Here is a 26,066-nt window from a genome sequence, read left to right on the forward strand (position 1 = left end):
TTTATTTTTATGGGGGGGTATTAAAAAAACTGGGTCGCGTGTTAAAAATTTTTAACGGGGCCCCCCCAAAACCCGTCTGGGTTTTGGGGCCGCTCCCCCTGTGACTCGGCTTATTCGATTAACCTTCGATCAGCTTCTTGTAAGCGTCCATTTGACGTTGCAGCTCGGCGAGCACTTTGTCGTAGCCCGCTGTTTTCAGCTTGTTGCGGAATTCTTCAACCGCTTTGACCGGATCGCCTGCTTTACCGTACCCAATGGCAGGCCCCATCTCGCCGGATACTTGCGTAACCGCTGTAAGCTCAGCCTCGACCGGCGTTTTGTCGAAGACGAATTGGCCGTAAGGGTAAGGTTTTTTGTAGCCGTCGTATTCCGCATAAAGCGTTTCTTCCAATTGATCCCATGTCGTTGCGCTCGGAATTTCGAATTTGTCGACGCGGCCGCCCCAGAAGTCGGCGTAGAATGCGTGCTTCGCTTCGTCGTAGCCTGCCGGCTGTTGACGTTTGCCATCTACTACTTCATATTGAACGCCTTCGAGACCGTAGTTGATCAGGTGATAAATTTGCTCGTCGTTGCGAATCAGATCGTACGCCATAAGCGCGCGTTCCGGGTTTTTGCTATGCGCGCCTACCGATGTGCCGCCATGCGTGATCGACAGCTCCATCAGGTTGTTGGCGCGCGTACGGTGGAACGGGAACATTTGCAGCTCGGAGCCCGGTTGGTCTTTGTCCATTTGGACGCGAAGTCCGCCGAACGTTTGCGTATGATGCTGGTCAACGCCCGACAAGCCGGCACGGAGTGCTGCGCGTGCGTCGTTCTTATTGTTCAATACGTCTTCGCGCCAGTAGCCTTTGTCTGCCCATTCCTTCATCAGCTTGGCGTAGTTCAGGAACGTATCCTCGAATACGGGGCTGTTCACCGTATATTTCTCGTCATACGATTTCGTTGCGTAGATCGGCAGGTAGCCCGTGGCGATCGGCAGCTCCAAGTTATCGGAGTATGATGCGACATAACCGCCGAACGTGCTCGTTTGCGCAGCTGCGTCCCAAGGAATAACATCCGGCTTGTTGTCTTTAATATATTGAAGGTATTTGCCCATTGTTTCCCAATCCTTGATCGGCTCCGTAATGCCTGCTTCCTTCGCCCAATCTCCGCGATAGTAGAAGCCGTGGTTAACCCATTGCGTGTACTCGTTTTCGGGAATGAGTACGATTTTTCCATTGAATTTGCTCTCTGCCCAATCTTCTTCCGGAATCGAGTTCCACGTCTGCGGCGCGTACGTAGGCAGCAAATCGTCAAGATTCATGAATGCGCCGCGCTGAGCGTTGCCCCAAGTATCGAGCCAGTCCGTACCGATCGTGATAAGGTCGATCGCTTCGCCCGATGCGAGCAGCAGGTTGTATTTCGTTGTCCAGTCGGCCCACTCCACCCATTTCCATTCCAGCTCTGCGTTGATTTTTTCTTTCATCAGTTTATTAACTTCGGCCAGCACCGCCTCGAACTGTCCATTGGTCGGTTTATTGCCTAGTACGACGTAGCTGATTTTGACGAACTTGGACGTATCCGGACCTTTCGTTTCTTCTCCGCTGTTGTCTGGGGCATTCGTCGCTGCACCTTTATTCGTTTCGGCTGGCGGTTCGTTGTTGCCTCCGTTATTGCCTGAGCAGGCCGCTACAACGAAGATCATCATGATCGCAATCAGCAGCGCGGAAATTCGCTTCAAGTTGGACATTGCTATTCTCCCCTTTGGTTTGATTAATTGGGCCTTAGCCCGCTATGTGAATAGACCGCTTGCGACAGACAGCCTACGGCACATCGAACACCAAACGCCAAACACTACCCTTTTACCGCGCCAACCGTAATCCCTTTAATAAAGTAACGCTGCACGAACGGGTAGAACAGAATAACCGGCCCCGTAGCGACGACTGCAGTCGCCATCTTCATCGATTCCAGCGGCACATCGCGCAGCTCTACGTTGGAGGCGGCAGCGGAATTTCGAATGAAATCAGCGCTAGTAATCGTGTTGTACAGAAACAGCTGAAGCGGACGATACTTCATATCCGCCGATAGGAACAGCATCGAGTTGTACCATTCATTCCAGTACCCCAAGGCAATGAACAAGCCGATCGTGGCAAGCGCCGGCGTCGTCATTGGCAGAATCAGCTTCAGGAAAATCGTGAAGTCGCCTGCGCCGTCGATTTTGGCGGACTCGGTAATGGCATGCGGAATCGAGCGCACGAAGCTTTTCATCATAATAATGAGGAACGGGCTAAGCAGCCCCGGAAGCAGCACAGCCAAGTAATTGTCCTTGAGCGTCAAATATTGCGTCATTAGCAGGTAAAAAGGAACTAACCCGCCGGAGAACAGCGTCGTGAAGTAGATGAAGAACGAGATCCCGTTGCGGTAGCCGAAGTCGGGACGCTGGAGCGCGTAGCCGGTCATCGCAACCAGGAACAAACCGATTGCCGTGCCGGCCAAAGTGATGCCCAGTGTAACGAAATACGAGCCGATCATCATATCGGGATTTTCGAATACGATTTTGTACGCGAACGTACTGAATTCTCTCGGCCAGAAGTTAAAGCCAAACTTCTTAATAGCTCCCTCCGCGGTGAATGAAGTGCCGAGTATGAGAAGGAAAGGCAGCAAGCAGCAAAGCGCGAAGAAGGATATGAACGCATAGCCGAACACTCTGACGATAATGCCGCTCATATCGGTTCGTATGCTTCTGGACTCCTCCGATTGTTCCATGACAGTCACCTCCTAATGGGTTAGAATAGGGAGTTCTCGGGCGACGCTTTCTTCACAAGCCAGTTCGCGGTAATGACAACGATGAAGCCAAAGACGGATTGATAGAGACTCACGGCGCTGCCGAGCGAGAAGTTGAAGTTGGTCATAAGCGCCCGAAATACGTAGGTCTCGATAATATCCGTCGTCGGATACAGCGCCGTATTGTTCGCCCCGACAAGGTTGTAAAAGAGTCCGAAATTTCCTTTAAGAACGCCGCCGAGCGAGAAGAGCATCAGAATGATAAACGTCGGCTTCAGCCAAGGAATAATAATGTAGCGGATGCGCTGGAACGCGTTCGCACCGTCAATCTCCGAGGCTTCGATAATTTCATTGTCGAGACCCATGATAGCTGCGAAGTAAATGATGGAGCCGTAGCCGGTAGCCTGCCATAAGAAGGTGAGGACGATAATGAACGGCCAGATCGTAGGATTGGAGTAGGTTTTGACTGGCTCCATGCCAAGAGATTCGAGTATCCCGTTCAACAGGCCGTAGTCGTAGCTGAGGATGTTGTAGGCAATGAGGCCGATAAGCACGGCCGAGATGAAGTGAGGAAGAAACATGAGCGTTTGCGATACTTTTTTGAACCATTTTTTGCGCAGCTCGTTAAGCAGGATGGCGACGAATATTTGCAGGAAGTTGCCTAACACGATAAAGACCAGATTGTAGGCTACCGTGTTGAAGGTGAGCCGCCATAAGTCGCCGTTGATGACGAGAAAGCGGAAATTGTCGAAGCCGACGAATGGACTTTTGAATATGCCGTCCGAGTAGTTGTATTGAATGAACGCAAGGTACAAGCCCGGCATCGGCAAGTAGGCGAATATGATGAAGAAGAGGATAGCAGGCAAGCACATAAGCATTAACGTCTTGTTATTCCAAAAGCGCCTGAGCCGTCCCGAACCGGCAGGCAGGGGCTTGCTGCTCGGGACGGATGTTTTCAGAGCGGTTGACATGGTAATCCCTCCTTGTTGCCTAGCATTGAACAGGCGTGAACGAGATGGAATCCAGTGTACCTTTATTGCTGCGATCGACAGCTTCCAGCCATATCCGGACTCTGCCTTCACCCCCTTGAAGCCAAGCACCCGGCAAGTAAGCCGAATTCGTGCTTCCCCCTGTCAGCACTGGGCGATCATCATCGCAAGGCAGCCATAGTCTGCCTATGATTCGATCCTCCAGCATAACGGTCAGCTTCAGCCCCCTGCCAGTAAACTTCATGCGCCAGCCTGCGCCCGAGCTGGAATTGACGACCGCCCCATACAGCCAAGCCGTTGCTCCCGGTTCGAGCGAGATCGGCAGCTCCGCTCGCGTTGCTTGATCGCGTTCCCCTTCTGCCGCCGCTGCCAGTTGCGGCTCCTCCGCCCCGCTGACGGACCAATCGGTCGCATCATTGCCCTCGTATAAGACGACATTGCCGGATGGCAATCCGAGCACTCTCTCGATAAATAGGGTCAACCGCGTCTCCTTGCCTGCCTCTACATAAGGCGTAATGTCGACATAGGGATCGAAAGGGTTGACGATTAACTCGGCAGACGTATCCGCAACATATACCTTCGCATGCGACTGCAAGTCTTGAAAATAAAGCGTCCACGAATCGGCATCCGCCGCTGCCCGGAAGGTCCGGCTATAATATTCGAATGCCGGATGATCGGGAGACAACCAGCCGCCGAAGCTGACGATCGGCCACAGACTCCGATCGGTGTCGCCAATAAGAGCTTCCTGAAGCTCTCGCCTGTCTGCGCGGTATACGCTCCAATTCCGGCTTAGATCGCGCACAGCCGTTATCGATGCCATGCCGGACATTCCCTTCATCGCGTTCAGCCTTAATGCCGGAAGCCTCGGGTCATCGAAGTTCGTATGACCCCATATTTCAGTTCGGGCGGTGAGCCTGCCCTCCTGCAACGGACGCGCTTCGTCCAGCGGCATGTAGCGGCTGCCGCCGCCCGGCGTTGCCGTACCGACATAATCACCGTCTGCATACAACGAGATGACATCGCTTGCTTCGCGAAGCAGAATACCTTGCACGGGCTTGCCGCCAGGCACATCGACAGAGGCTTCGTACCAGGAATAGCCTCTATATACGCCTAACGTTTCCAAGCGGCTTGCTTTCGCTTCTCTGCTGACTAGATCCTCGCGAGGGTTGATCGGCTTAGCCTCATCGTCTGCGCTTATCCCATACGCGATGACCGGATGCTCTTCAGCACTCTCATAGCGGATAGCTTCGACGAAGGCGATCGCTCCAAGCTCATCGAATGGCTCGGCAATAAGCGCATCCTCTCTGCTATGCACATAAAGCGTTAGCTCGCTTCCGTCCGCCAGTCGAATGCAGCACTCGGCAGCTTCCTTTCCCTCGAAGCTTAACTGCAGCGCACTATCTCGCTGCTCGGCTGCTAGATGATGCGCCTTCTCCACGAACCAGCCTTCTCCCAGCTCCAGCAAGATGCGGCCTCTTCCTTCCGTGTGGAACGCAATCGCCGCGCCTCCTGCAAGCCGCTTCGCCATATAGAGCTCCGCTGTCGACTGTGCAAGCTTCCCTTGAATGCCCCAGCCGGTAAGCGGCAGCTGCACCGGAAGCGCCAATGATCGACCGCCCTTCAGCACGAACGTCGTAGTTCTGCCTACGATCCGTGCATCCGAGAATGCAAGCTCCTTGTCGCGATCGTCCAAATTCGTTATGAACAGCAGTTGCCCTCCGTCCTGCAAGGTCAATACATGCGGTCCAACGACTCCGCTCGTTTCCCCTGCGACTGCCATACTCGCTGCTTCCTCCGCGCTTGCTACCGTAGCGGCGGCTAGCGATGAGCCGTAGGCTTCAAGCAAACGTCCGAGCAGCCTGCCCTCGTAAGCCTCCTGCCTGATATGGCCTTCCGGCGAAATCATGCCGCCGAAATCGTAATCCGAAGTCATGAACGCAAGCGGCTTACCCCAATTGTTCGTCGCGTTCGTGAAGCCGAAGTCCGTACCCGATACTTGCAGATAAGGCCCAAGCAGCTTGGCGCCGCAGGCTAGCAATCTTCGCAGCAAGTAATGCGCTCTGTTCGTCTCCGTCACGAGCAGCGGGTAGTTCCGCTCGGCCAACAAATCACGATAATGCAATACTTTGGACTCGAACTCCGGATCGCGATTGTCCGGATAGAAGTTGCAGGTCGGAACGACTCCGTCCGCAAGACCGGATGCCTGCGGCAATCCCCCTTGTCCGGCGCAGGCGAAGATGGGTACCGAAATGCCGTGAGCCAGCGACTTATCGCGAAGCGCTGCCATGTACCCCGCCGGATCGGAGCAATCGTAGAAGTCCAGCTCATTGTCGAGCTGCACCGCGATAACCGTACCGCCTTCTCCCGCCTGGTAAGCTTTCAACAGCGGCAGTACCCGATCGTACCAGCTTGATACGCTTCGCAGGAATGTATCGTCGTTATCCCGAAGCTTCATGTCTTTGGCGAACAAATACGCCGGCAGAGCGCCGCCATCCCATTCCGAGCAAATATACGGTCCAGGTCTGGCTACAACCCACAGTCCAACCTCCGCAGCAGCCGCTAGAAAAGCGCTTATATCACGCTCGCCGCCGAAATCCCATACCCCCTCCGCCAGCTCGTGATAATTCCAAGGGAAGTAGACGTCGATGCTGTTGTAACCGAACACCTTAACCTGCTCCATCCGCTCCTTCCAGTAAGCCCTCGGAATGCGGAAGTAAAATAACGACGCGCTTAGCAGTACTTGCGGCTTGCCATGAATGCGTACCGCTTCTGCTTCGAATTGAACGGCTGCCTTCGCCTGAATGTCCATGCTCATGCCTTAACCCCCTACCGCATTTAGTGTTTAGTCGCGAATAATGTTCGCAATAATCATCGAAATATGTAACCCGTTTCATGAAACCCGTTACATTTTTGGCAAAAATAAATACACTCTCAATCGACCGAGCGTGAACGGCCAAACGCCTCTACAGTGGCGGCGTTAAGCAATCGTTTCGCGCAGAATTCTAAATGACTGGCTAGAATTCAAAAAAAACAATAATTGTTTTTTCTGCGGTATCCTGACGTGTATCGTGTGCGGATCGTCGTATGTGTGAAAGCACCGAAAAAGAAATGTAACGGGTTTCATTTGTGAGTGTGACAACTGCCAAAGTTTAGACACCTTGATTCTATTCAACCATGAAAGCGTTGTCAATAAGTTTTTTTTGGAGCTGCTATTCGTCTTATCTTCACCTTGCTTATCTCGGAACCGCAGTCGTCTCTCGTATGATGAGCTCCGGTCTTACTCTCGTATGCTTATTCGCTTTCGTCTTCGTAATCAGCTGGTGCAGCACGTCTGCGGCGCTTCGGCCCACATCGTAGCATTTCAGAGAAACCGTCGTCAGCTCGGGAATGCTGTTCGCGGCATACGGAATATCGTCAAAGCCGACTAGCGACAAATCTTGAGGCACGGACATGCCGGCTTTGTAAGCAACCTTCATGACGCCGATCGCAACAAGATCGTTCGCGCAGAAAATAGCGGTCGGAAGCTCCGCTTCTTGCAGCAGCTGGTTCATGAACCGCTTGCCGCTTTCGACCGAGAAGCCCCCATCTAGCAGCCATTCCTTGCGAACCGTCAGTCCATTTTGCTCCATTGTGCGAACGAAGCCTTGAATACGCTGCAGCGTGTTGGACATGCCCCGATAACCGCCTACAAAGGCGATATCGCGGTGCCCTAGATCAATCAGATGCTGAGTCGCCAGCACGGCGCCTTCGCGTTCATCGGCAAATACACGGTTCATCGATTGGCCGGGCAAGCTCCCGTTAATCAACACCGTCGGCACGCGTTTGCTCACCTCGATGACTTCGCTGACCTGCTCCTTCGTCGGCCTGGCTAGATTAATTCGGCCGCCGATCATGACGATACCATCCACCTGCTTCTCCAGCAATATATTTAAATATTGCGATTCACGTTCATACTGCTCCTTGGAATCGCCGTTCGTGGATGCGGTATCGCAAAGAAAGAAAGTATATCCCTTGCTTCTCGCTTCCTGCTCCAAACCTGCCAGCACCTCGGGAAAGAACGGGTTCGTAATGTCCGGTAAAATGACCCCGATCATGCCTGTCTCCTTCTTCGATAAGCTTCTAGCCAGCGCGTTCGGCTGGAACTGATACTTGTTAATGAGCTCGACGATCCGCTCGCGCGTCGATTTCTTCACGGGAGCGGTGTTGTTAAGCACGCGCGACACCGTCGCTACCGAGACGTTCGCTTCCCTTGCTATGTCGTATACCGTGACCGGTTTCAAATGTGGGTCGCTCCTTTCCCATGATCCGTTCTTAGGTAGAATAGCAGACTTTTTCCAAAATAAAAACGAATATTTTCCAGCTTTTTCAAATCTATTTATACGACAAAGTTCGACTCCTCTCCTATAGAGCTGTCAGACATTCATTCTCCTCGCTTAGAGGTACGAGAAGACATCAGAGTTTGATTGGATATTGTACAGTCATTTAGACGAGAAAAAGCTGCTGAGGGCTAAAATGCCGGTTTTGACTGTATGTTTTCCACTCAAAAGTGGCTTCACGTCAAAAATATCCCCATTAATGCGCAAAAACCTCAAACGCTCCACTGCAAAGCGGAAAGCTGAGGTTCATCGTTATGTAACTTTTTGAAACTGCTGCTGATCCTATGAAACTCGTAACCCCAGTTCCACACATCGACATATTGTCTTATTGATTTCACATGGTACCTTCGACGTTATCGATTGCCGTTCGACAAACGCCGCACACCGAAGAGCAGAGCGTCGACCCATCGATGTCCACCAGGAAATTGGATGCTTAACGCAGAGCTGAGCCATTGTTTCTCGTCCTCGGAAAGCAAGGGGAGCATCCGCCATAAATCCTGCTCATCCTTTTCCCTAATGTTCGAGCTGCCTCCCTTGTACAGCAGCTGTATTTCCGGCCTCAAGTACGGCATGCCTTCCTTCGTGCGGACAAGTATATCAGCAGCAGCTTTGCGAATCGCCGTTTCTCTTCGGTACACCCAGTCCCCCTGCTCTGTATCGACGAGCATCATTTGGAATGCCCAAGACGAGCCTCCTATCCTGCGAGCCCAAATATCGTTTGTCGCGTTTAGATACTCGCCTTGCTGCCATCTGCTAAGCTTGCCCTTCTCCGCTTTGTAAAGCTCCCATTCTGCCGACAACGGGTCGAAGGCGGCGACATGCTCCTCTCGAAAAAGAACGATATCGATATCGCCGTGCGGCCTGGACTGCTTGCCCGCATGCAGATCCAATGCCCAGCCGCCGGCGATCATCCATCTTACAGGGAGCACGGAGAATATGCCCTCAGTTTCCGATAGAGTTATAGGTTCCCAATTATGTATATCAGTCCCCATGCCGCAATCCTCCTAGGCTAGATGCGCTGCCCCAATGGGTTAGCGCATGACCAAAAAGTAAAATACCGCCGCAAGCACGAAGCGGTACAATGCGAACCATTCCAGCTTCAGCCGCTTGATCAAGTTAAGGAATGTCACAACCGCAATCATAGCGACAACGAAGGCCGCGATAAAGCCGATCAGGAACAAGAGCAGCGCGTCCGAGGTCAGATGCTCGCGGCTATCGTACATATCGAGAATCGTCGCCCCGAACATAACCGGCACCGATATAATGAACGTAAAGTCCGCAGCAGCCTTCTGACTCGTTCCGAGCAGCAAGCCGCCGGAAATCGTGGAGCCCGATCGGGAGAAGCCCGGCCAGAGCGCCAAGCATTGGAACAGGCCGATCCCCAGTGCCTGCTTGTATGTAATGTCGTCGGTATTCTCCGATGTTACCTTCCGCTTGACGCGGCTCGCAACAATCATCAGTATGCCGCCAATAACGAGTCCGATAAGCACTTTATCCGAGCCGAACAGCACTTCCTTGATAAAGTCCTTTAATACCAAATAAACGATAAGCGCAGGAATCATCGCGATGATGAGATGAAGGGCATTCAGCTTGCCCGGCGTCTTGAATTTAAAGGCCAGCATGTCCTTCAATATGCCCATATACCTAGACCAATAGAGAACGAGCACCGCCATGACCGCGCCTAGCTGAATGACGATTTTGAACGTATCCGCCGCTTCCCCTTCGAAATTGAGCAAGTCTCCCACAAGAATCATATGGCCCGTAGACGATACCGGAAGAAACTCCGTCAACCCTTCTACGATGCCAAGAATAATCGCTTTAATGAAATCGTACATAAATCATTGTCCGCCTTTCTTACCCTATCGGTTAGTGAGTGCGATAACTTAGCAAAGTATACTATAATTACAATGCTGCTTGTTTACTAGATATATAAGTTGCCAGCTGCAGTTATTCCATTATGCCAGAAATAGACAAGCCCGTACAAGGAGATTGAGGCCTATGCCGTTCTTGTTCCAACCAGGCGATTATCCGGAAAGTCCTGGCTGCTATATGATGAAGAGCGCCGATGGCCGCATCCTATATATCGGCAAATCCAAAAGCTTGCGGAATCGGCTGCGCTCTTACTTCACCAAGCAGCATGAGCATAAACGCATCAAACAGCTCGTAGAAGAAATCGCCTCTATCGAGATTGTGCTCGTCAATAACGAAGCAGAGAGCCTTCTATTGGAAAATAATTTGATCAAGCTCCATAAGCCCCCCTACAACCGTGCTCTGATGAAAGAAGAAAGCGGCTACGCCTACTTGCAGTTTACGCAGGAGAAGCTTCCTAGACTGGAAGTCTACTACCGAAATCAAATGAGCAGCCGTTCCAAGGAATCCGCCGGCGAGAAGTTAGGTCCGTTCAAGAGCTCACGATATCGCGATGCGCTCCTGACGGTCGTAGCCGAGCATTACGGACTGCGTACTTGCGATCCTATGCCGAAGCGCGTCTGTCTGCAATACCATATCGGCAAGTGCAGCGGCGTATGTGAAGGGCTCATATCAGAATCGGATTACTTGGACAATGTGCGCCAGGCTTCGGAACTGCTCATGAACAAAGGGGAAAGCTTGATCGAAACCTTATATGCGCAAATGGAGCGCTATGCGGAGCTGATGCAATTCGAGAAGGCGCAACGTCTCCTTCTTAGCATTCGCAACCTGGAGCATGCATCCGACAAACAAATCGTGGAGAGACAAACCGCGATTGACCAAGACGTCCTTTACTTTGAACATCCGTTCGTCATGATCGCCAAAGTAAAAGAAGGCATGCTGAGCGAATTCCAGTTGCTGCCCCTGGACGACGGAACGCAAGACAATGCTGTTGATACGTTTCTTATGACGCACTATGCGCCGATTAAGGGACAAAGCAGGCCAAACGAACTGATCGTGAATGAGATCGACGAATTGAAAAATGTCCGCTCAGCGTTAAACCCTCGGGGAGCAGCCCCCATTACGATCACAATCCCAAAGCGAGGGGTCAAATACGAGCTGCTGCAGCTCTGTCGAATTAATTATGAATACCGCGTCAATGCGCCAAAATAAAATCCACGACCGGCTTTGGATCCTCCAAGCTATGAGGATGATGCCCAACTCCCGGCTTGACGATCATCTCGATCTCTCCGCCGAGCTTGCGGTACCTCTCCTCAAGCACCGACGCATTTTCGCTCATCGGAACAGGAATATCCGCATCGCCTGCAACGACAATGATCGGGACGCCAGCCTGGGCTAGCGGCTCGAGCCGATCAAGAGGCGATACGCCTTCATAGGCCGTCTCCTCATCCGTCATGCCATAGACGGCTTTGCACTGCTCCCATTCTGTTTTCCATTCCCAATCTGCGCCGACTCCTTTACCTTTGCCGCCCGGCCAGCTGCTGATGTCGAGCACCGGGGCATCCAAGTAAACGGAACGGATGCGTTCGGGATGGGCAATCGCATAATTCATCGCGTAAAGCCCGCCGCGACTGAAGCCGAAGAGGACGGTCTTGTCGGCCACGCCGAACGTCTCGGTAACGAATCTATGAAACTTCTCCATCAGATCTACCGCTCCAGGGCAACCGTACAGATCGCTGATTCTGTAATAGGCGATTGCCCAGCCTTGGCTGAGAAGCGCCCGATCAACGGTTGCGAAGGCGTCGAAAAACTCGGCACGCCATAGCCATGGCTTACCCGGCGCGTAATCCTTCGGGGCCACGATGAACCCCTCTCTTCCTTCCAGCATGAACTCGCTACGTTTATAGCCGTTCCATTCTCCGACTTTAATACCGTCATCCCATTGCAGCTCTCGTTCCAACGTAATATTAAACAACGATTGAATCAGTCTTCTAGCAACTAGCCAATCAAGCTTCATTTGAGACAGCCCCGCCGGCATTTCGTCAAGCCGTACAACGTAGTCCGCCTCAAGTTCCGCACTCTCTCTGATCAATACTGAATCAGACTCCACGACAACGATCGCCTTAGCACCGGCGGAACGTACGCTCTCGATGGATCGCTTCAATGATTCTGCAGTAGAATGCAAGCTTAATAGGACCCAATCGATTGGCTCTGCTTCCAACTGAGCCCATTTAACAAAACGAATCTCCCGATTTGGGTGATGCTTCCCGAAGTATGCGTCCAAACAGCCTGCAACGCCGCCATCGTTCCAAAGGCTGCCCTCCGCGAAAGCGACTGTCAGCCTGGCGGGAACTTCGCCGTTTTTACCGAATAAAGGTATCATACCATCCCAACCTTCTCTCCATTAGTGTAGCAGTTTATTAAAGGAATCTTTGCATTGATCATACACCTTCCTCCATCAAGCGACTATCCCCGTTTCAATTAAAAAAAGCCTAGCGAAACAGAGGTTAACAACCTCAGAATCGCTAGGCATTTATTTATTTGGTTTAAACCACATTATTGTCCAAATGAATGATTGCGCGAGCCAATGCCTCTGCTCCCTGGGCGATAGGCTGAATATCCGTCCATTCTTCCGGACAGTGGGAGCGTCCGCCTAAGCTTGGCACGAACAGCATCCCGATCGGCGCAATCCGGCTCAATTGGTTGCCGTCATGGCCGGCGCCGCTTGGCAGCTCGGCATACAGCGAGTCGCTCCCTAACGTTTCACGGCATGCCAGAGCAAGCGCGCTGCGGATTTGCTCGGGAACGGTTACCGGTTCAGAGCGGGTCAGAGCTTCAATTCGAATGGATAGTCCCCGATTCTCCACCAGTGCTCTGGCGCGTTCCAAATATTGCTCGCACACTTCGGCGATCAACGCGGCGTCGATGCTTCGAACCTCAAATTTAAACGTTACTTCGCCAGGCACGACATTCGCCGCATTCGGATTAACATTTACGACGCCGATGGTGCCGACAACAGGACTGCTGTATGTTTTGCGGCAAATCGTTTCCAGCTCGACAAACAGCTCTCCGGCCGCTGGCAAGGCATCGCGCCGCATCGTCATCGGCGTTGTCCCGGCATGATCGGGTTGCCCGATAACCGTTATTTGATATCGGCTAATGCCGACAATTCCGGTTACTACCCCAAGCGGTTTGGACGTTTCCATCAAGACGGGGCCTTGCTCAATATGCAGCTCCAAATAAGCGGCAATCGAGCCTTGCTTCCTCGCCTCTTGTTCAAGCCGAGCAGGATTACCGCCCGCTTCGGCGATACAATCGATCAGCACGCGTCCCTCCGGATCACGGCTATTGCGCATATCTTCGCTCAGGTTGCCGACCATCCCCCGGCTTCCGACGGTTGAAACGCCGAAATCGGTTGGTTCCTCCGCCGTGAAATCGACGATTTCAAGCGAATGCTCCAATTGAATGCCCGCTTCCTTCAGCATCCGAACGATTTCCAACCCTACCACTACACCCGCTATGCCATCGAATCGTCCGCCGCCAGTAACGGTATCCGTATGCGACCCCACCATAATAGGAGGCAGCTCAGGCTTGCGTCCCGCAAGTCGGCCAATGACGTTCGAGGCAGCATCCTGATAAACATCTAGCCCCAGCGAATCCATCTCCCGCTTAAGCCAAACGCGTCCCTCTTCATATAGCGCCGTGAAAGGACGTCTGGTCCATGGCCGCTCCGGATTCGTGATTTTGCTTAATGCTTCAATATCGGACCAGATTCTGGCCTCACTTGGCTTCAACGACAACCGAATCATTGCTCTTCGCCTCCTTGTAAGGTTTCAATGGCAAATACGACGCATGGCTGGGCTTAACGAATTGCCCGATGCGCTTATCGGACACGGACTTGCCGTCATAAACCTCATGGCCGCGAACGTAGGACGCCCCAATTCGGCCCTTCATTTCCAGTCCGTGATACAAGCTCCAGCCTGCGTTGCTATGCTGGTCGTTCTCGTCGAGCTTCCACCGAGCGGCAGGATCGATCGCAATAAAGTCGGCATCCGCGCCTATTTTGAGCGCGCCTTTGCGATCGGAGAGTCCATATACTCTTGCCGGATTTTCGCTCACTAACCTTACAAGGTCGTGGATCGACAGCCGCCCTTCCGCTACGCCGAAGGCATACAATAACGGCACAAGCGTTTCTACTCCCGGCGCACCCGATGCATTGTCGAAAATGTTCGACGCGCTTTTTCTCTCGATTTTCCAAGGAGCATGATCAGAGGTTACGAGACCTATAGCCCCGTTTCTGCACTGCTCCCACAGCTCCGATTGATGCGTAAGCGCTCGAAGCGGCGGATTGATCTTAGCTTTGGCACCAAGGCGCATCATATCGCGGTCCGTTAGCACGAGATAGTGGATGCATGTCTCGACGCTTACGGCAACGTCTTCCCTTGCATAGCTTTCCGCCAACTTTACCGCATGCGGAACGGTCGTATGATGGAAGTGGACATGCGCCCCGGACCAATAAGCAAGCTCAAGCGCGGTCGCCACGGCCGTGCTTTCCGCAACCGGCGGCCTTGATTTGCAATGCAGCAGCGGATCATGATGCACATCCCCCGCCTCATGCTTCCTCGAAAGCCGGCGAACGATTTCATCATTCTCGGCATGCAGGCCGACGGCGCGGTTCTGAGCGGCAATATGCTCGAACGCTTCCAGCATTTCGCCGTCATTGATTCGAGGAAATCGATATGAGTTCGTATTGAACGTGGATAGCTTAAAGCCGCAAGCGCCCGCTTCAGTGAGCCTGGCGATTTCGCCCATGTCGCCATCCGGCCGGATCGTCGCAAGCAAGGCAACGTCAACGAACGCTTCCCTCCCAATCCGTTCGGCTTTCCTTTCCAGAAGCTCTGCCGTCCATACCGGCTCGTCGGAATCGTATGGCATATCGATAATCGTCGTCACGCCGCCGGCTGCCGCGGAGCGAGTCGCTCCCGATATTCCCTCGGAAGGCTCGCTGAAGCAATGAACATGCGCATCTATCGCTCCGGGGACAATCCACATGTCGGCAAAGTCTTGATGATTGCAAGAGTCAAACGGCTCTCCATCTTCTAATATCGCCGCAATGCTGCCTTGATTTATTGCCAACACGCCGTTATTCACGATTCTACCGCCGGGCAGGACCAAATTGCCGCGAACGGAAAGTTCGTAGGCTTGATCTTTCATTTTGTAGGTTCACTTCTTTCGATAGAAATCGAGATGATAAGACAACTATTATTGCTCGCCTAATGCGGATTTGATGGCTTGCAGCAGTTGACCGCTTTTGCACAATTCATATATTTGTTCAATATCCTTAGTATGCTCACGATCGTGGTCCAAGAAAGGCACAACGGAGCGAATGGCACGATATGCGGCAGCCGACCCCTTACCTAGCCGCAGCTTCCCGCGCAAATCAATCGCCTGCGCGGCATGCAGCAGCTCGATAGCGAGCACGTAGAACAGCCGATCAATGATATCCCTTGTTTTGGCTACGACGAACGGCGCGTTCGTGCCGTGATCCTCGATCTCTCCCGCGAGCGAATAATAATCGGCGGAAGCCGGATTGGACAGATGGCGAATTTCGGCGTCAATTGCGGTTACCGTTTTCTGTACGGTGCAAAAGCCGATGGACGATGCTTCATCCGCGGTAAGAAAGCGGGTCAATCCCGTAAAGGCGGGGTTGCCCAGCTTTAATGTCCGGAAGCAGGAACTCCGCGAGACGTGGACAAGCGCATTGCCCAGCATCTCGAAGCCGAGCACCCATACAATCGGATCAAAATTTGCACAGGCTACGATTCGTCCCTCATCCGGTAGCACGCACGGGTTGTCATCCGAGCTGTTCAAATGAGTAACAAGCCGACTCTCCGTGTAGGCAAACGAATCTCTTGCGGCTCCGTGAACTTGGCAAGCATCCCTAAAGCTTAGCGGGTCCTGCAGCGATTCGGCATCTTGACTGTCCCAAAGGTCGCTATCGCGAAGTAAACGACGAATGCCATCCAAGCTCTCAAGCTGCCCTCGATAAGGTCTGACATGATGCACGGCGGGATCGAGCGTGCTGACATTGCCGCGCAGCGCCTCGAGCGACAACGCAGCCGCAGCGTCTGCAAGCTCCAGAAGCAGGCGGCCTTCATGCAAAGCCAGCGCTCCGATTCCGGACGATACCGCATTGGAGCTGACGATTGCGAGCCCGTCTTTCGGTCCCATTCGCAAAGGTTCCAGCCCTGCCCGAAGCAATGCATCGCCAGCCGGGATGAGCTCGCCGCCATAGCGCACGTCCCCTTCACCGATCATGGCCAAACCAATGGGCGAGATAAGGGTAATGTCCGAAGCGCCGACCGACCCGCGAAGCCGCAGCACGGGATGAATGCCGTGATTAAGAAACTCCGCGTATCGCAAGGCGACCGCCGGCTGGACGCCCGTATGTCCTAGGAGAAGGCCGTTCAACCTGGCTAGGAGTACCGCACGCACTTCCTCCTCCGTCGCCTCCGGCTTAACTGCTGCATGATGAGAAAATAACAAATTACGGTTAAATTCTTCGAAGAAGGAGGGCGTAATCTTCTTGTCCTTGTTCCAGCCTACGCCTCGGTTCAGACCATATACGGGCTGATCCTGCTCGGCAAGCTCGAATACGAGCTTCCGCGACCGCTCAAGTCTTTCCGTCGCCGCCGCAGCTACCGAAACCCGCTTCTTTCCGTGCGAGACGTTGTATAATTCCTGTATCGTAAGGCTTCTTCCGTCAAGGAGCAGCGTTTCCCCGCGATCTACCCTCCCGCTATTCACGGCTAAACCCCTGCTCCGGACGGCGTTCCCAAATATTTCAGCAGCTCGATTCCCATCGCTTGCTCCACTTCCGGATAAACGGAAGGATCCTTCACGCTCGAGCTCAGCGGAATAAGGGAACGGTCAATGACGAATACGCCGATCTCCGCCCCTTCTTCGATATGTCCAACACTTACGGGACGTCCCGTCTCCAGCGATAAGGTGGCGATGACATCCGGGAAGGTGCTAAGCCGCTCTCCGTCCGGCCCATCCACGGCCATATATTCATTCATGACATGCAGCTTCACAACTCTGCCGTCCGCTTCTTCCAAATCAATCGTGCCAAGGTCGAAAGCGCCCGCATAATGGACGTCCTTCTTCGTTATGCGGCCTCTGGCCAGCAATTTGCCGCCGGTATGGCCGCAAATCGTTTGAAGCACATGCTCTGCGCCTTGCTGCTCCGCCTCGATAATGGCCTTTCCAAGCTCTATCGCCATAGATATGCCGCCTATCGCCGCATGCTCCCTTATATACTTCGCCGGCAGCGGATGCCGAGCGGCAGCGATAAACCCGCCAGCCATATCGGATGCCGTTCGCAAAATATTGGACGTACGCGCCGGCGTTCCTTTCACGACCAGCTCGATATACGAGCCAAGCTCCGGCTTGCCGCCGACTACCGCTTGAATGGTCTCGTATTCAAGGCTTGAAGCGAGTCCCAGCGAACCCATCTTGCCGGTTGGATGCGCCCTGATGTCGCCGGTGGCGTCTACGACGACAAGGCCGAGCGCGGCAGCGGGCAGCCAGCCGTTAATCGAGCTCGACATGCCGTTCTGCGGCGTCATGACGCCAACGATCCTTCCCTCGTACTGCTCCATAATGAGCTCGACCGCTTTAATATAATCTTTGCCTAGCATCTGCCAATCCGTACCTGCAGGCGCGCCGATTGCCGTGCATGTCAGCACGATCGCATCGTCCGGCAGCTCATCCACCGATACAAGCTTCGGTTTGCCGATCGCCAGCGCCGCGCCTCCGATTTCTAGTCCATGGTCGACCCAGCCGCCGCCTCCGCTTGCATAGACGGAACCTCCCCGGACTGCTGCGAGCACGTCCTCTTTCGTTAATTCACGCATGTCATTATCCTCCTGCCAGGTAGTAGTGAAAGTGTGCAGCTCATATCAATCGGCGTTAACGCGCCGTATCCCTTTTTTGTCGATTTCGTCGAACGATTCCTCGTAGCCGGCATCGGCGTAACGAAGCACGCCGAGGCCTGTATCATTAGTCAGCGCCGTCTGCAAACGTTCCTCCGTCGCCTCTGCTCCGTCGGCTACGATCGTAATTCCAGCACTGGTCATGAAGCCGGCATAACCGCCGCCTCCCGAATGGATGGCAACCAAATCGGCCATCGACGAGCAGCTCATCATCGCATTCAATAACGGCCAATCAGCGATGGCATCGCTGCCGTCCTTCATCCTCTCCGTCATAATCGTCGGATGCGCCATCGCGCCGGCATCCAGATGGTCGCGGGAAAAGGCGATCGGTCCCGAAAGCTTGCCTTCTCTGACCATTTGGTTAACCGCTAGCGCCAGCTTCGTCCGGTCGCCGTGCCCGAACCAGCCGATTCGAGCAGGCAACCCTTCCACCGGCACGTAGGCGTTAGCCAACCCAATCCAGTTGGTCACGATATCGTTGTCCTTGAATTCGTCCAAAATATACTCGTCGATGATGCGAATATCTTCCTTATTGCCGCTAAGCGCGATCCAGCGGAAAGGCCCGATTGCTCTTGCGAACAGAGGGCGCAGAAACGCTTCGGTAAATATATCGATGTCGAACGCATCGGGCACGCCGTATTTGACCGCTTGCGTTCGAATGTTATTGCCGTTGTCAAAAACGATTGAGCCGCGCGCTTTAAATGCGAGCATTGCGCCTACTTCCCTTGCGATGGAAGCTCCGGCGTCGTCTTGCAGCTTTTGCGGCTCCGCGCCCCTAGCTTCAGAGGCCTCGGCGACCGAATAACCGCTTGGAATGTAGCCGTATAGAAGATCATGCGCCGACGTTTGATCGGTAACGATATCCGGAATGATGCCTCTTTCCAGCAGCTCCGGATAGACGTCCGCCGCATTGCCCAGCAGCCCGACCGATACGCTTGAACCGCTCGCCTTCGCTTCGGCGATCCAGCGCAGCGCTTCGTCCAGATCGCTGGTCTTGCGCTCCAAATACCCGGCCGCGATTCGCTTGTCCATTCGCTCCTCCGACACCTCGACGCATAGGATAGCCGCTCCCGCCATCTTCCCTGCAAGCGGCTGCGAGCCTCCCATCCCGCCTAGTCCCGCGGTAAGGATAAAGCGGCCGCTTAAGCTGCCTCCAAAATGCATTCTTGCGATGCACTGAAAAATTTCATAGGTGCCTTGAAGCACCCCCTGCGAGCCAATGTACTGCCATGCGGCAGCCGTGAGCCCGCCCCAGATGATCAGCCCTTTTTCCTGAAGGGAGTAGAAGTTATCGCTTGTCGCCCAGCGCCCGACGATGTTGCAATTGGCCATAATGACCAGCGGAGCGCGCACATGCGTTTTGAACACGCCGATCGGCTTGCCTGACTGAATGACGAGCGTCTCGTCCTCCTCCAGCGTCAGCAGCGTGTTCACGATGGCGTGATAGGAAGGCCAGTTGCGAGCGGCTTTGCCGAGCGATGCGTACACGATAAGTTCCTTTTGGTTTTCGCCGTTTTCCAGTACGTTTTCCAGCATGCGGAGCAGCGCCTCCTGACGCCAGCCCTTGCAGCGAAGCTCCGTTCCTCTTTGCGCTTTAATCAAGTCCATTCGCGAGGCTCCTTTCTAGATGTTCCTAGCCTATTGAGGCAATCAGATGCCTTTCAGATACAGATGCTCGCCTTCGACGGGCTCCCACTTTTCCCCGTCGATATAGAAAGCCTCCGCCTTCTCTTGATAGAAACCAATCAAATCCTTCAGTTTAAGCGCTTCGGGAGCAGGATCCGAGTAACGAACAGCAATCTCTTCTTTAAGCCCGTTTATGTTCGCCGTCCAGACTTCCGAAGTTCCCTTGTAGGGCGAGTATGCCGTTTTGTCCGTCAATGTAAGCTTATCCAGCCGTACGTCTTCCTTCGGCAAAAAATATCGCGGAGCCATTCCCGTTTCGAAAAGAATGACGGGCTGCTGGCTCTCGGCAAGCGTCTCGCCATTAACGACGACTTTAATCGCTCGAGTACTGTGCAGCGTATCGATGCGTACTTTGGGATCGCGCGGGAAACCGAATACTTGCTCGTTTTCCTCGAACACCTGAACTTTTTTCCAATAGAAAGCGATGTACCCTTTCAGAAATGCGCTTTTTTCGATCGGATCCTCGTACGTCCAAATCGCGTTCTGCGCCAGTTCGCCGTCTACCTTGATGTGCCAATAGGAAGCGGTCCCCTTCAAGTTGCAGAATGAGCTGCGGTCGGTTTTCACCAGCCATTGCTCATTAACATCCGATAGCGGAAAATAATAGACGGGCACAACCTTCTCTTCGCGCACCAAAATGACATGTTCGCTCTCTACGATCGTCGCTCCGTTAAACACTACCTTCACTTTACGTTTTACTGGCTCGAAACCGATCGTCCGTTCTTTGACGGTAGGGACTTCGCACAACAAATCTTGGTTTTCCATTATAAAATCGCCTCCTTTATTTTCAGTCCAAGCTGCTCGCTCAAAGTTCCTTCCGCGTACTCTTGCTGAACGAGACCCCGCTTTTGCAATTCAGGCACGACAAGCTCTACGAAATCTTCCAGCCCCCCAGGCGTATGCGAAGGTATGATGTTAAAACCGTCGGCAGCGCCCGATTCGAACCAAAGCTCCAGCTGATCGGCAATCGTTTGCGGCGAGCCGGTAATCTCGAATGCGAGCTTCGATTTGGAGAAGCGTTGATAGAACTGGCGAATCGTCAGGTTTTCCTTGGCGGCCAAGGCGGCTATGCTGTCCAGGCCTGTTTTGCTTTTGTTGAATGTATCGCGGTCCGGCAATGCCGGCATTGGACCGTCGAGCGGCAGCACGGACAAATCGATGCCCAAGCTGCTAGACAGCGAATCCAGCCCGACTTCGGGCAGCACCAGTTCGGCGAGTTGCGCTTCCTTCTCGGCAGCTTCCTCATCCGTCCTCCCGACAATGAGGAACACGCCCGGCATTACCTTTAATTGCTCCGGTTGTCTTCCATATGCGGCAAGTCTGCTCTTGAATGCATTGTATTGCGCTATCCCCTCTTCCAGCGTTCGCGGGGTCGTAAACACGATATCCGCCTGCGAAGCGGCAAGCTTCATACCGGCCTCCGAAGATCCGGCATGGACAATAACCGGACGACCTTGCGGCGAACGGCCAAGATTGAGCGGACCTTTGACGCGAAAATGTTTCCCTTTGTGCTCAAGCGGCTTCAGCCTGCTCGTATCGGCAAACACGCCTGTTTCCTTGTTAGCAACGAAAGCCCCTTCCTCCCAGCAGTCCCATAGCCCAAGTGCGACGTCGACGAACTCCTGCGCGCGCTCATATCGTTCCGCATGCGTGAAATGGTTTTCCCTGCCAAAATTACGCGCTTCCTCGTCGTTCGTTGAAGTAACGATATTCCATGCCGCCCTGCCGTCGCTCAGATGATCGAGCGTCGCGAGCGACCTCGCCGCGTGGAACGGCTCATGATAGCTGGTCGATAAAGTTGCCGCAAGCCCGATATGCTCGGTTACCGCGGATAACGCCGACAGTAAGCCGATAGGCTCGACGCTTTGAAAATTAGACGTATGTTTGATCGCAAGCTCGGATTCGTATATGCATAATTTATCCGCGACAAAAAAAAGGTCGAACAATCCCCGCTCGGCCGCTTGAATCAAGCGCTTATAATAGTCCAGCTGCATGAATTGGTCAGATGCGGCCTCCGGATGCCTCCAATTCGCCAAATGAGTCGAAGAGGTAAAGGCGCCAAGCAGCATTCTATCGTTTCTTTTAACCATTTGATTTCTCTCCTCCCGACAAGGCATAGCGATTCACTGGACGGGTTAGCCCCAAGTTGTCCCTCAGGGTGGTCCCTTCGTATTCCGTTCGGAACAGTCCTCTTTGCTGCAGCAACGGAATAACGTGATCGACGAATTCGTCCAACCCGCCTGGCAAATAAGGAGATGTAATATTAAAGCCGTCAGCCATACCGCTTTCGAACCGCAGCTGCAGCTCGTCGGCAACCTGCTCGGGCGTCCCTACGATTTCCCACATCGAAGCCTTCATTAGGTCGGTATATAACCCCCGAACCGTTAACCCGCTCGATTCCGCTTCGATAAGCTTGATTAACAGTCGTTTATTCGTTTGGTCAGGAGCAAGCGTATCGGCCAGCTTAGGAAGCGGCTCATCCAGCGGATAGGCGGAGTAATCGACTCCGAATAAGTCCTGCAAGCGCGATAGGCCAAGGCCCTCCGGAATCAGGCTGTCCAGCAGCTCCGACTTCGACCGCGCCTCTTCCTCCGTCTGCCCGACGATGACCAATACGCCAGGCAAAATGTTCAAATCATGCGCTTGGCGTCCGTATTTGGCTAATCGATCCTTGAAGCTGGCGTACAGCTTCTTCGCCTCGTCTGGCGATTCCGGCGATACGAATACCGCATCCCCGTTCCGGGCAGCCTGCTCCTGGCACGCCTCCGAAGCTCCCGCGTATACGATGACCGGATTGCCTTGGGGCGGACGAGCGGCGTTGAGCGGTCCTCTAACCGAGAAATGCTCGCCGACATGATTAAGAACATGAAGTTTATCTGAATTGGCGAATACGCCTGATTCCTTGTCGACAACGAAGGCATCGTCCTCCCAGCTGTCCCAGAGCCCCTTCACGACCTCAACGAATTCATCCGCACGCGCATAACGTTTGCCATGCTCCAAATGCGATTCTCTGCCGAAATTCCGGCCTTCCTCGTCGTTCGTAGACGTCACGACATTCCATGCCGCCCTGCCACCGCTAAGATGATCGAGCGATGCCAGCTTGCGCGCCGCGTGAAAAGGCTCGTTATACGTCGTGGAAAGCGTGCCCGCAAGGCCGATATGCCGGGTTACTGCCGCTAAGGCCGAAAGAAGCGCAAAAGGCTCCATTCGAATGTAGCTCGTATAGATACGCATCGCTTCATGATCGAATACGGCCAATTTATCGGCGACAAAAAACATATCCATTTTGCCTCTTTCGGCGGTTTGTACAACCTTCTTATAGAAGGAAAAGCGGTGACGCTCCGCATCACCGCCCGGATAACGCCAGCTGCCGTTATGGTTAGTAGAAAGAAATGCATTTAAAATCATGTGCTTTGGCCGGTTAGTCATGCCGTTCCACCTCATTTTCTTGTCAGTAAAGAGAGAAAAGAGCCATTTTGAGTAAAGCGGCTCTTTTCTGCATTGATTTTACCTAGCAAATAGACAGGCAATTATAGCAATCCATTTTCCTCAAGCCATTGCTTCGCCACGTCGGCTGCCAGCTTTTGCTCAATATCTACCTGCTCGTTTAGCTTCTGCATCGCTTCGTCATTGATTTTGCCCGCCAATTTAGCGTATACGTCCTTAAGCTCGGGATGAGCTTCAAGCGTTGCTCCTTTTACGAAAGGCACCGCATCGTAAGGAACGAAAGCATTTTTGTCATCTTCAATAATGACGTTGTTGGTTGAAGGCAATGTGCCCGAAGTGGATAAAGTCGTGAAAATATCGATTTGGCCGTCTTCGGCCGCTTTGAACTGCAAGCCCGGATCCATCGTTTTGATTTCTTTGAATTGCGTATTGTAAACTTTATTAATGAGCGGCAAGTCGTCCTCGCGCGTAATGAAAACCTGCGAAGCGCCAAGCACCAGCTCTTGTGACTGCGCCGCGACGTCGGTCAAGTTTTTGATGCCGCGAGCATCCGCTTTGTCTTTCGGCATAACGAATACCAACGTATCGTTAAAGCCGATTTTACCCAGCACCTCGACGTTGTTTTGCTCTTTCATGCCTTTCTTGACGATGTCGTAGGCTTCGCTCGGCTCGTATACCGGCTCATGCTTCAACACGTTCAGCAATGCCGTTCCCGTATATTCCACATAAGTATCCACTTCGCCGGACTTGATGCCGTCGTAGAGCAGCGTATCGTTCAGCTTGACGATTTTCGTAGACAAATCCGTTTCCTTCTCGATCAGCTGCGCCACGATATTAGCAAGAATATCCTGCTCGCCGAAACCTTTCGTCGCGATTGTAATCGTTCCTGAACCAGAGGATTTAGATGAAGAGCAAGCTGCCAGCATAATAACCAAAACCAGACTTAAAGCGATACCGAACCATTTTTTCATATGAATACAAACCCCTTTATCGTTTATTCAACGTATGACGCAGTCCTTTTGGCGTCAGCAGTCGGTATAAGACAAACAAAATTATGTTAGCGATGATAACAAGCAGCGATACAGGCAAAGCCCCTTCTAATAGCGTAATCGTATTAATCGAGGCCAGACCGCGGGTAATAATGTCGCCGAGTCCGCCCGCTGCGATATAGGAAGCAATAGTCGCTCCGCTAATGGCATGCACGGCTGCCAATCGGATGCCGGCCATCATGTAGCTGCGGGCAATCGGCATTTGCACCTTCCATAGCAGTTGCCCTCTGGTCATCCCCATTCCGACACCGGATTCAATGACGGATTGGTCAACCCCTCTAATGCCCTCATACGTATTCTGAAGAATCGGGAGCAGCGCGTAGAGCGTCAACGCGATGACGGCCGGCTTGGTGCCAATCCCGACAATCGGAATGAGAAAGCCGAATAATGCCAAGCTTGGAATCGTCTGAACGACGGAAATAGCGGTAAGAATCACTTTGGCGAACCGCTCATGGCGCGTACAGTAGATGCCGAGCGGAATCGCGATTAGACATGCAATCGCCACGGAGATGAAGGCAACGTTAACATGTTCGACCGTCTTGGCGGCAATTTCCGGCCAATCCCGAGCCAGTCTTTCGAAAAACAGATTCACGCCTTCACCTCCTCGGGAAGCAGCTTAGCGGCAGCCGCCTCGATAATACTCGCTTGGCTAATAACTCCGCCGATATGATCGTTGTTCCCGAATACGGGAATGATGGCATTCCGTTTGAGAGCTTGCAGCACTACGCTTAGCGGAGCGTCAGCAGCAATGGGGTCTACTTTGACGGGCTGCAGGTCCGACAATAAGGCAGTTCCGTCAAGCTTATCCAGGGCACGCAGCTCCAGTGCGGACATGATACCTGTGTAAACCTTGTTTTCATTTAATACAATCAGCCCTTCGGCCCTTGTATCATCCGCCACCTTAACTGCTCTAGCAACGGTTTGGTCGTTTGGTATGAAGACGGGCTCCGTTATGAAATTTCGGGCTGTAGCCGAGTGATTAGCGAAGCGGTTATCCTCTTTGGCTGCATATCGCTCAGCTCCAACGAACTCCTTCACATAATCGCTTGCGGGATTGCGCAGCAGTTCATCGGGAGCACCGATCTGTTCAATCTTGCCATCCCGGAGCAATACGATGACATCCGCGATCTTTAAGGCTTCATCGATATCATGCGTTACGAAAACGATCGTCTTGCCCACCTTCTGGTTCAACCCTATAAGCTCGTTCTGAAGCTGGACACGGCTAATCGGATCAAGCGCGCTGAAAGGTTCATCCATTAAAATGATTGACGGCTCCGAAGCAAGCGCCCTGGCTACGCCTATGCGCTGCTGCTGTCCCCCGCTAAGCTCATGGGGATACCGGCGCCGGAACTTCTCCGGCTCAAGGCCGACCATTTGAAGCAGCTGGGCTGCGCGATCAGCAAGCTCCTTCTTCTTCTTCTTCGCTGATTTCAAGCGTGGAACTATCGTAATATTGTCTTCGATCGTCATATGCGGGAATAACCCGATCTGCTGAATGACATATCCGATATCGCGGCGAAGCAAGACGGGATCGAGACTGCCGATATCTCTTCCTTCCACGAAGATCGTACCGGCATCGGCATCCACCAGGCGGTTGATCATTTTCAGCAGCGTTGTCTTCCCGCAGCCTGATGGTCCGATAAGCGTTAAAATTTTCCCTGTCGGAATCGACAAGTTAAAATCTTCTAACACGTTGCCGGATCCGTAGCTTTTGGTCACGTTTCTGAAGTCAATCGCCGTTGCGCTCATGCATGTATCCTTTCTCCAAACAAATTTTAACCATAATTTCCGATGAGTTTAGTTGGTTTAATATTCGAAAAAATAAATAATCGAATCAACCTTCGCCAAATAAGAGAATGGAACACCTCCCGATGGAGCTCTATACCATCTGTA

Annotated in this window: 20 protein-coding genes; 1 reads left to right on the forward strand and 19 read right to left on the reverse strand. The window is 53.0% G+C overall.

Annotated features, from left to right (window positions below; genetic code table 11):
- Positions 1-118: 118 nt before the first annotated feature.
- The 7 genes from AC0YN0_RS25925 to AC0YN0_RS25955 all read right to left on the reverse strand — a co-directional run bounded on the left by AC0YN0_RS25925 (position 119) and on the right by AC0YN0_RS25955 (position 9,963).
- Positions 119-1,729, reverse strand: coding sequence for a DUF3502 domain-containing protein (locus AC0YN0_RS25925; protein ID WP_475823857.1), 1,611 nt, complete (start codon positions 1,727-1,729; stop codon positions 119-121).
- A 104-nt stretch (positions 1,730-1,833) separates the two neighbouring features.
- Entirely contained in the window at positions 1,834-2,745 is a 912-nt protein-coding gene (locus AC0YN0_RS25930) for a carbohydrate ABC transporter permease (protein ID WP_475823858.1), read from the reverse strand.
- 20 nt (positions 2,746-2,765) lie between these two features.
- A complete protein-coding gene (locus tag AC0YN0_RS25935; RefSeq protein ID WP_475823859.1) occupies positions 2,766-3,734 on the reverse strand; it encodes an ABC transporter permease in 969 nt (322 codons plus the stop codon).
- Between the two features lie 19 nt (positions 3,735-3,753).
- Positions 3,754-6,567: a beta-galactosidase gene (locus AC0YN0_RS25940; RefSeq protein ID WP_475823860.1), complete on the reverse strand. Its 2,814-nt coding sequence runs from the start codon at positions 6,565-6,567 to the stop codon at positions 3,754-3,756.
- Between the two features lie 418 nt (positions 6,568-6,985).
- The gene (locus AC0YN0_RS25945) at positions 6,986-8,032 is read right to left on the reverse strand and encodes a LacI family DNA-binding transcriptional regulator (protein ID WP_475823861.1); all 1,047 of its coding nucleotides are present in this window, start codon (positions 8,030-8,032) and stop codon (positions 6,986-6,988) included.
- Between the two features lie 449 nt (positions 8,033-8,481).
- Complete coding sequence (locus tag AC0YN0_RS25950) at positions 8,482-9,120, reverse strand: nucleotidyltransferase domain-containing protein (protein WP_475823862.1); 639 nt, start codon at positions 9,118-9,120, stop codon at positions 8,482-8,484.
- A 39-nt stretch (positions 9,121-9,159) separates the two neighbouring features.
- Complete coding sequence (locus tag AC0YN0_RS25955; RefSeq protein ID WP_475823863.1) at positions 9,160-9,963, reverse strand: undecaprenyl-diphosphate phosphatase; 804 nt, start codon at positions 9,961-9,963, stop codon at positions 9,160-9,162.
- 163 nt (positions 9,964-10,126) lie between these two features.
- Between AC0YN0_RS25955 and AC0YN0_RS25960 the strand changes: the two genes are divergently transcribed.
- On the forward strand, positions 10,127-11,209 hold the full coding sequence (locus AC0YN0_RS25960) for a GIY-YIG nuclease family protein (RefSeq protein ID WP_475823864.1): 1,083 nt from the start codon (positions 10,127-10,129) through the stop codon (positions 11,207-11,209).
- Here AC0YN0_RS25960 and AC0YN0_RS25965 read toward each other — a convergent pair.
- From AC0YN0_RS25965 to AC0YN0_RS26020, 12 genes are all read right to left on the reverse strand, one after another.
- On the reverse strand, positions 11,193-12,380 hold the full coding sequence (locus tag AC0YN0_RS25965) for an alpha/beta hydrolase family protein (RefSeq protein ID WP_475823865.1): 1,188 nt from the start codon (positions 12,378-12,380) through the stop codon (positions 11,193-11,195). The two genes, AC0YN0_RS25960 and AC0YN0_RS25965, sit on opposite strands and share 17 nt — an antisense overlap.
- 163 nt (positions 12,381-12,543) lie before the next feature.
- Entirely contained in the window at positions 12,544-13,806 is a 1,263-nt protein-coding gene (locus AC0YN0_RS25970; protein WP_475823866.1) for an allantoate amidohydrolase, read from the reverse strand.
- The gene (locus AC0YN0_RS25975; RefSeq protein ID WP_475823867.1) at positions 13,778-15,211 is read right to left on the reverse strand and encodes a dihydroorotase; all 1,434 of its coding nucleotides are present in this window, start codon (positions 15,209-15,211) and stop codon (positions 13,778-13,780) included. Before AC0YN0_RS25975 ends, AC0YN0_RS25970 begins: the two co-directional genes overlap by 29 nt.
- Before the next feature lie 48 nt (positions 15,212-15,259).
- Complete coding sequence (locus AC0YN0_RS25980) at positions 15,260-16,804, reverse strand: HAL/PAL/TAL family ammonia-lyase (RefSeq protein WP_475823868.1); 1,545 nt, start codon at positions 16,802-16,804, stop codon at positions 15,260-15,262.
- Positions 16,805-16,806: 2 nt separating this feature from the next.
- The gene (locus tag AC0YN0_RS25985; RefSeq protein WP_475823869.1) at positions 16,807-17,913 is read right to left on the reverse strand and encodes a DUF917 domain-containing protein; all 1,107 of its coding nucleotides are present in this window, start codon (positions 17,911-17,913) and stop codon (positions 16,807-16,809) included.
- 45 nt (positions 17,914-17,958) lie between these two features.
- On the reverse strand, positions 17,959-19,599 hold the full coding sequence (locus tag AC0YN0_RS25990) for a urocanate hydratase (RefSeq protein ID WP_475823870.1): 1,641 nt from the start codon (positions 19,597-19,599) through the stop codon (positions 17,959-17,961).
- A 42-nt stretch (positions 19,600-19,641) separates the two neighbouring features.
- On the reverse strand, positions 19,642-20,442 hold the full coding sequence (locus AC0YN0_RS25995) for a DUF427 domain-containing protein (RefSeq protein ID WP_475823871.1): 801 nt from the start codon (positions 20,440-20,442) through the stop codon (positions 19,642-19,644).
- Positions 20,442-21,767 (reverse strand): LLM class flavin-dependent oxidoreductase, encoded by a 1,326-nt coding sequence (locus tag AC0YN0_RS26000; protein WP_475823872.1) that lies wholly within the window; start codon positions 21,765-21,767, stop codon positions 20,442-20,444. Before AC0YN0_RS26000 ends, AC0YN0_RS25995 begins: the two co-directional genes overlap by 1 nt.
- The gene (locus tag AC0YN0_RS26005) at positions 21,760-23,106 is read right to left on the reverse strand and encodes an LLM class flavin-dependent oxidoreductase (protein ID WP_475823873.1); all 1,347 of its coding nucleotides are present in this window, start codon (positions 23,104-23,106) and stop codon (positions 21,760-21,762) included. The genes AC0YN0_RS26000 and AC0YN0_RS26005 overlap by 8 nt, the downstream gene beginning before the upstream one ends.
- A 101-nt stretch (positions 23,107-23,207) precedes the next feature.
- The gene (locus AC0YN0_RS26010; protein WP_475823874.1) at positions 23,208-24,095 is read right to left on the reverse strand and encodes an ABC transporter substrate-binding protein; all 888 of its coding nucleotides are present in this window, start codon (positions 24,093-24,095) and stop codon (positions 23,208-23,210) included.
- A gap of 16 nt (positions 24,096-24,111) precedes the next feature.
- The gene (locus tag AC0YN0_RS26015; RefSeq protein ID WP_475823875.1) at positions 24,112-24,765 is read right to left on the reverse strand and encodes an ABC transporter permease; all 654 of its coding nucleotides are present in this window, start codon (positions 24,763-24,765) and stop codon (positions 24,112-24,114) included.
- Positions 24,762-25,922 (reverse strand): betaine/proline/choline family ABC transporter ATP-binding protein, encoded by a 1,161-nt coding sequence (locus tag AC0YN0_RS26020; protein WP_475823876.1) that lies wholly within the window; start codon positions 25,920-25,922, stop codon positions 24,762-24,764. Before AC0YN0_RS26020 ends, AC0YN0_RS26015 begins: the two co-directional genes overlap by 4 nt.
- Between the last annotated feature and the right edge of the window lie 144 nt (positions 25,923-26,066).

It is taken from the genome of Paenibacillus sp. J22P218 (genome assembly GCF_056269195.1).

Coding starts and splice junctions, on each gene's coding strand:
- AC0YN0_RS26005 (WP_475823873.1), bottom strand. CDS start 23,106: ATGACTAACCGGCCAAAGCACATGATTTTAAATGCATTTCTTTCTACT.
- AC0YN0_RS25990 (WP_475823870.1), bottom strand. CDS start 19,599: ATGGACTTGATTAAAGCGCAAAGAGGAACGGAGCTTCGCTGCAAGGGC.
- AC0YN0_RS25995 (WP_475823871.1), bottom strand. CDS start 20,442: ATGGAAAACCAAGATTTGTTGTGCGAAGTCCCTACCGTCAAAGAACGG.
- AC0YN0_RS25975 (WP_475823867.1), bottom strand. CDS start 15,211: ATGAAAGATCAAGCCTACGAACTTTCCGTTCGCGGCAATTTGGTCCTG.
- AC0YN0_RS25925 (WP_475823857.1), bottom strand. CDS start 1,729: ATGTCCAACTTGAAGCGAATTTCCGCGCTGCTGATTGCGATCATGATG.
- AC0YN0_RS26000 (WP_475823872.1), bottom strand. CDS start 21,767: ATGGTTAAAAGAAACGATAGAATGCTGCTTGGCGCCTTTACCTCTTCG.
- AC0YN0_RS25960 (WP_475823864.1), top strand. CDS start 10,127: ATGCCGTTCTTGTTCCAACCAGGCGATTATCCGGAAAGTCCTGGCTGC.
- AC0YN0_RS25985 (WP_475823869.1), bottom strand. CDS start 17,913: ATGCGTGAATTAACGAAAGAGGACGTGCTCGCAGCAGTCCGGGGAGGT.
- AC0YN0_RS25970 (WP_475823866.1), bottom strand. CDS start 13,806: ATGATTCGGTTGTCGTTGAAGCCAAGTGAGGCCAGAATCTGGTCCGAT.
- AC0YN0_RS26020 (WP_475823876.1), bottom strand. CDS start 25,922: ATGAGCGCAACGGCGATTGACTTCAGAAACGTGACCAAAAGCTACGGA.
- AC0YN0_RS25955 (WP_475823863.1), bottom strand. CDS start 9,963: ATGTACGATTTCATTAAAGCGATTATTCTTGGCATCGTAGAAGGGTTG.
- AC0YN0_RS25940 (WP_475823860.1), bottom strand. CDS start 6,567: ATGAGCATGGACATTCAGGCGAAGGCAGCCGTTCAATTCGAAGCAGAA.
- AC0YN0_RS25950 (WP_475823862.1), bottom strand. CDS start 9,120: ATGGGGACTGATATACATAATTGGGAACCTATAACTCTATCGGAAACT.
- AC0YN0_RS25935 (WP_475823859.1), bottom strand. CDS start 3,734: ATGTCAACCGCTCTGAAAACATCCGTCCCGAGCAGCAAGCCCCTGCCT.
- AC0YN0_RS25965 (WP_475823865.1), bottom strand. CDS start 12,380: ATGATACCTTTATTCGGTAAAAACGGCGAAGTTCCCGCCAGGCTGACA.
- AC0YN0_RS25930 (WP_475823858.1), bottom strand. CDS start 2,745: ATGGAACAATCGGAGGAGTCCAGAAGCATACGAACCGATATGAGCGGC.
- AC0YN0_RS26010 (WP_475823874.1), bottom strand. CDS start 24,095: ATGAAAAAATGGTTCGGTATCGCTTTAAGTCTGGTTTTGGTTATTATG.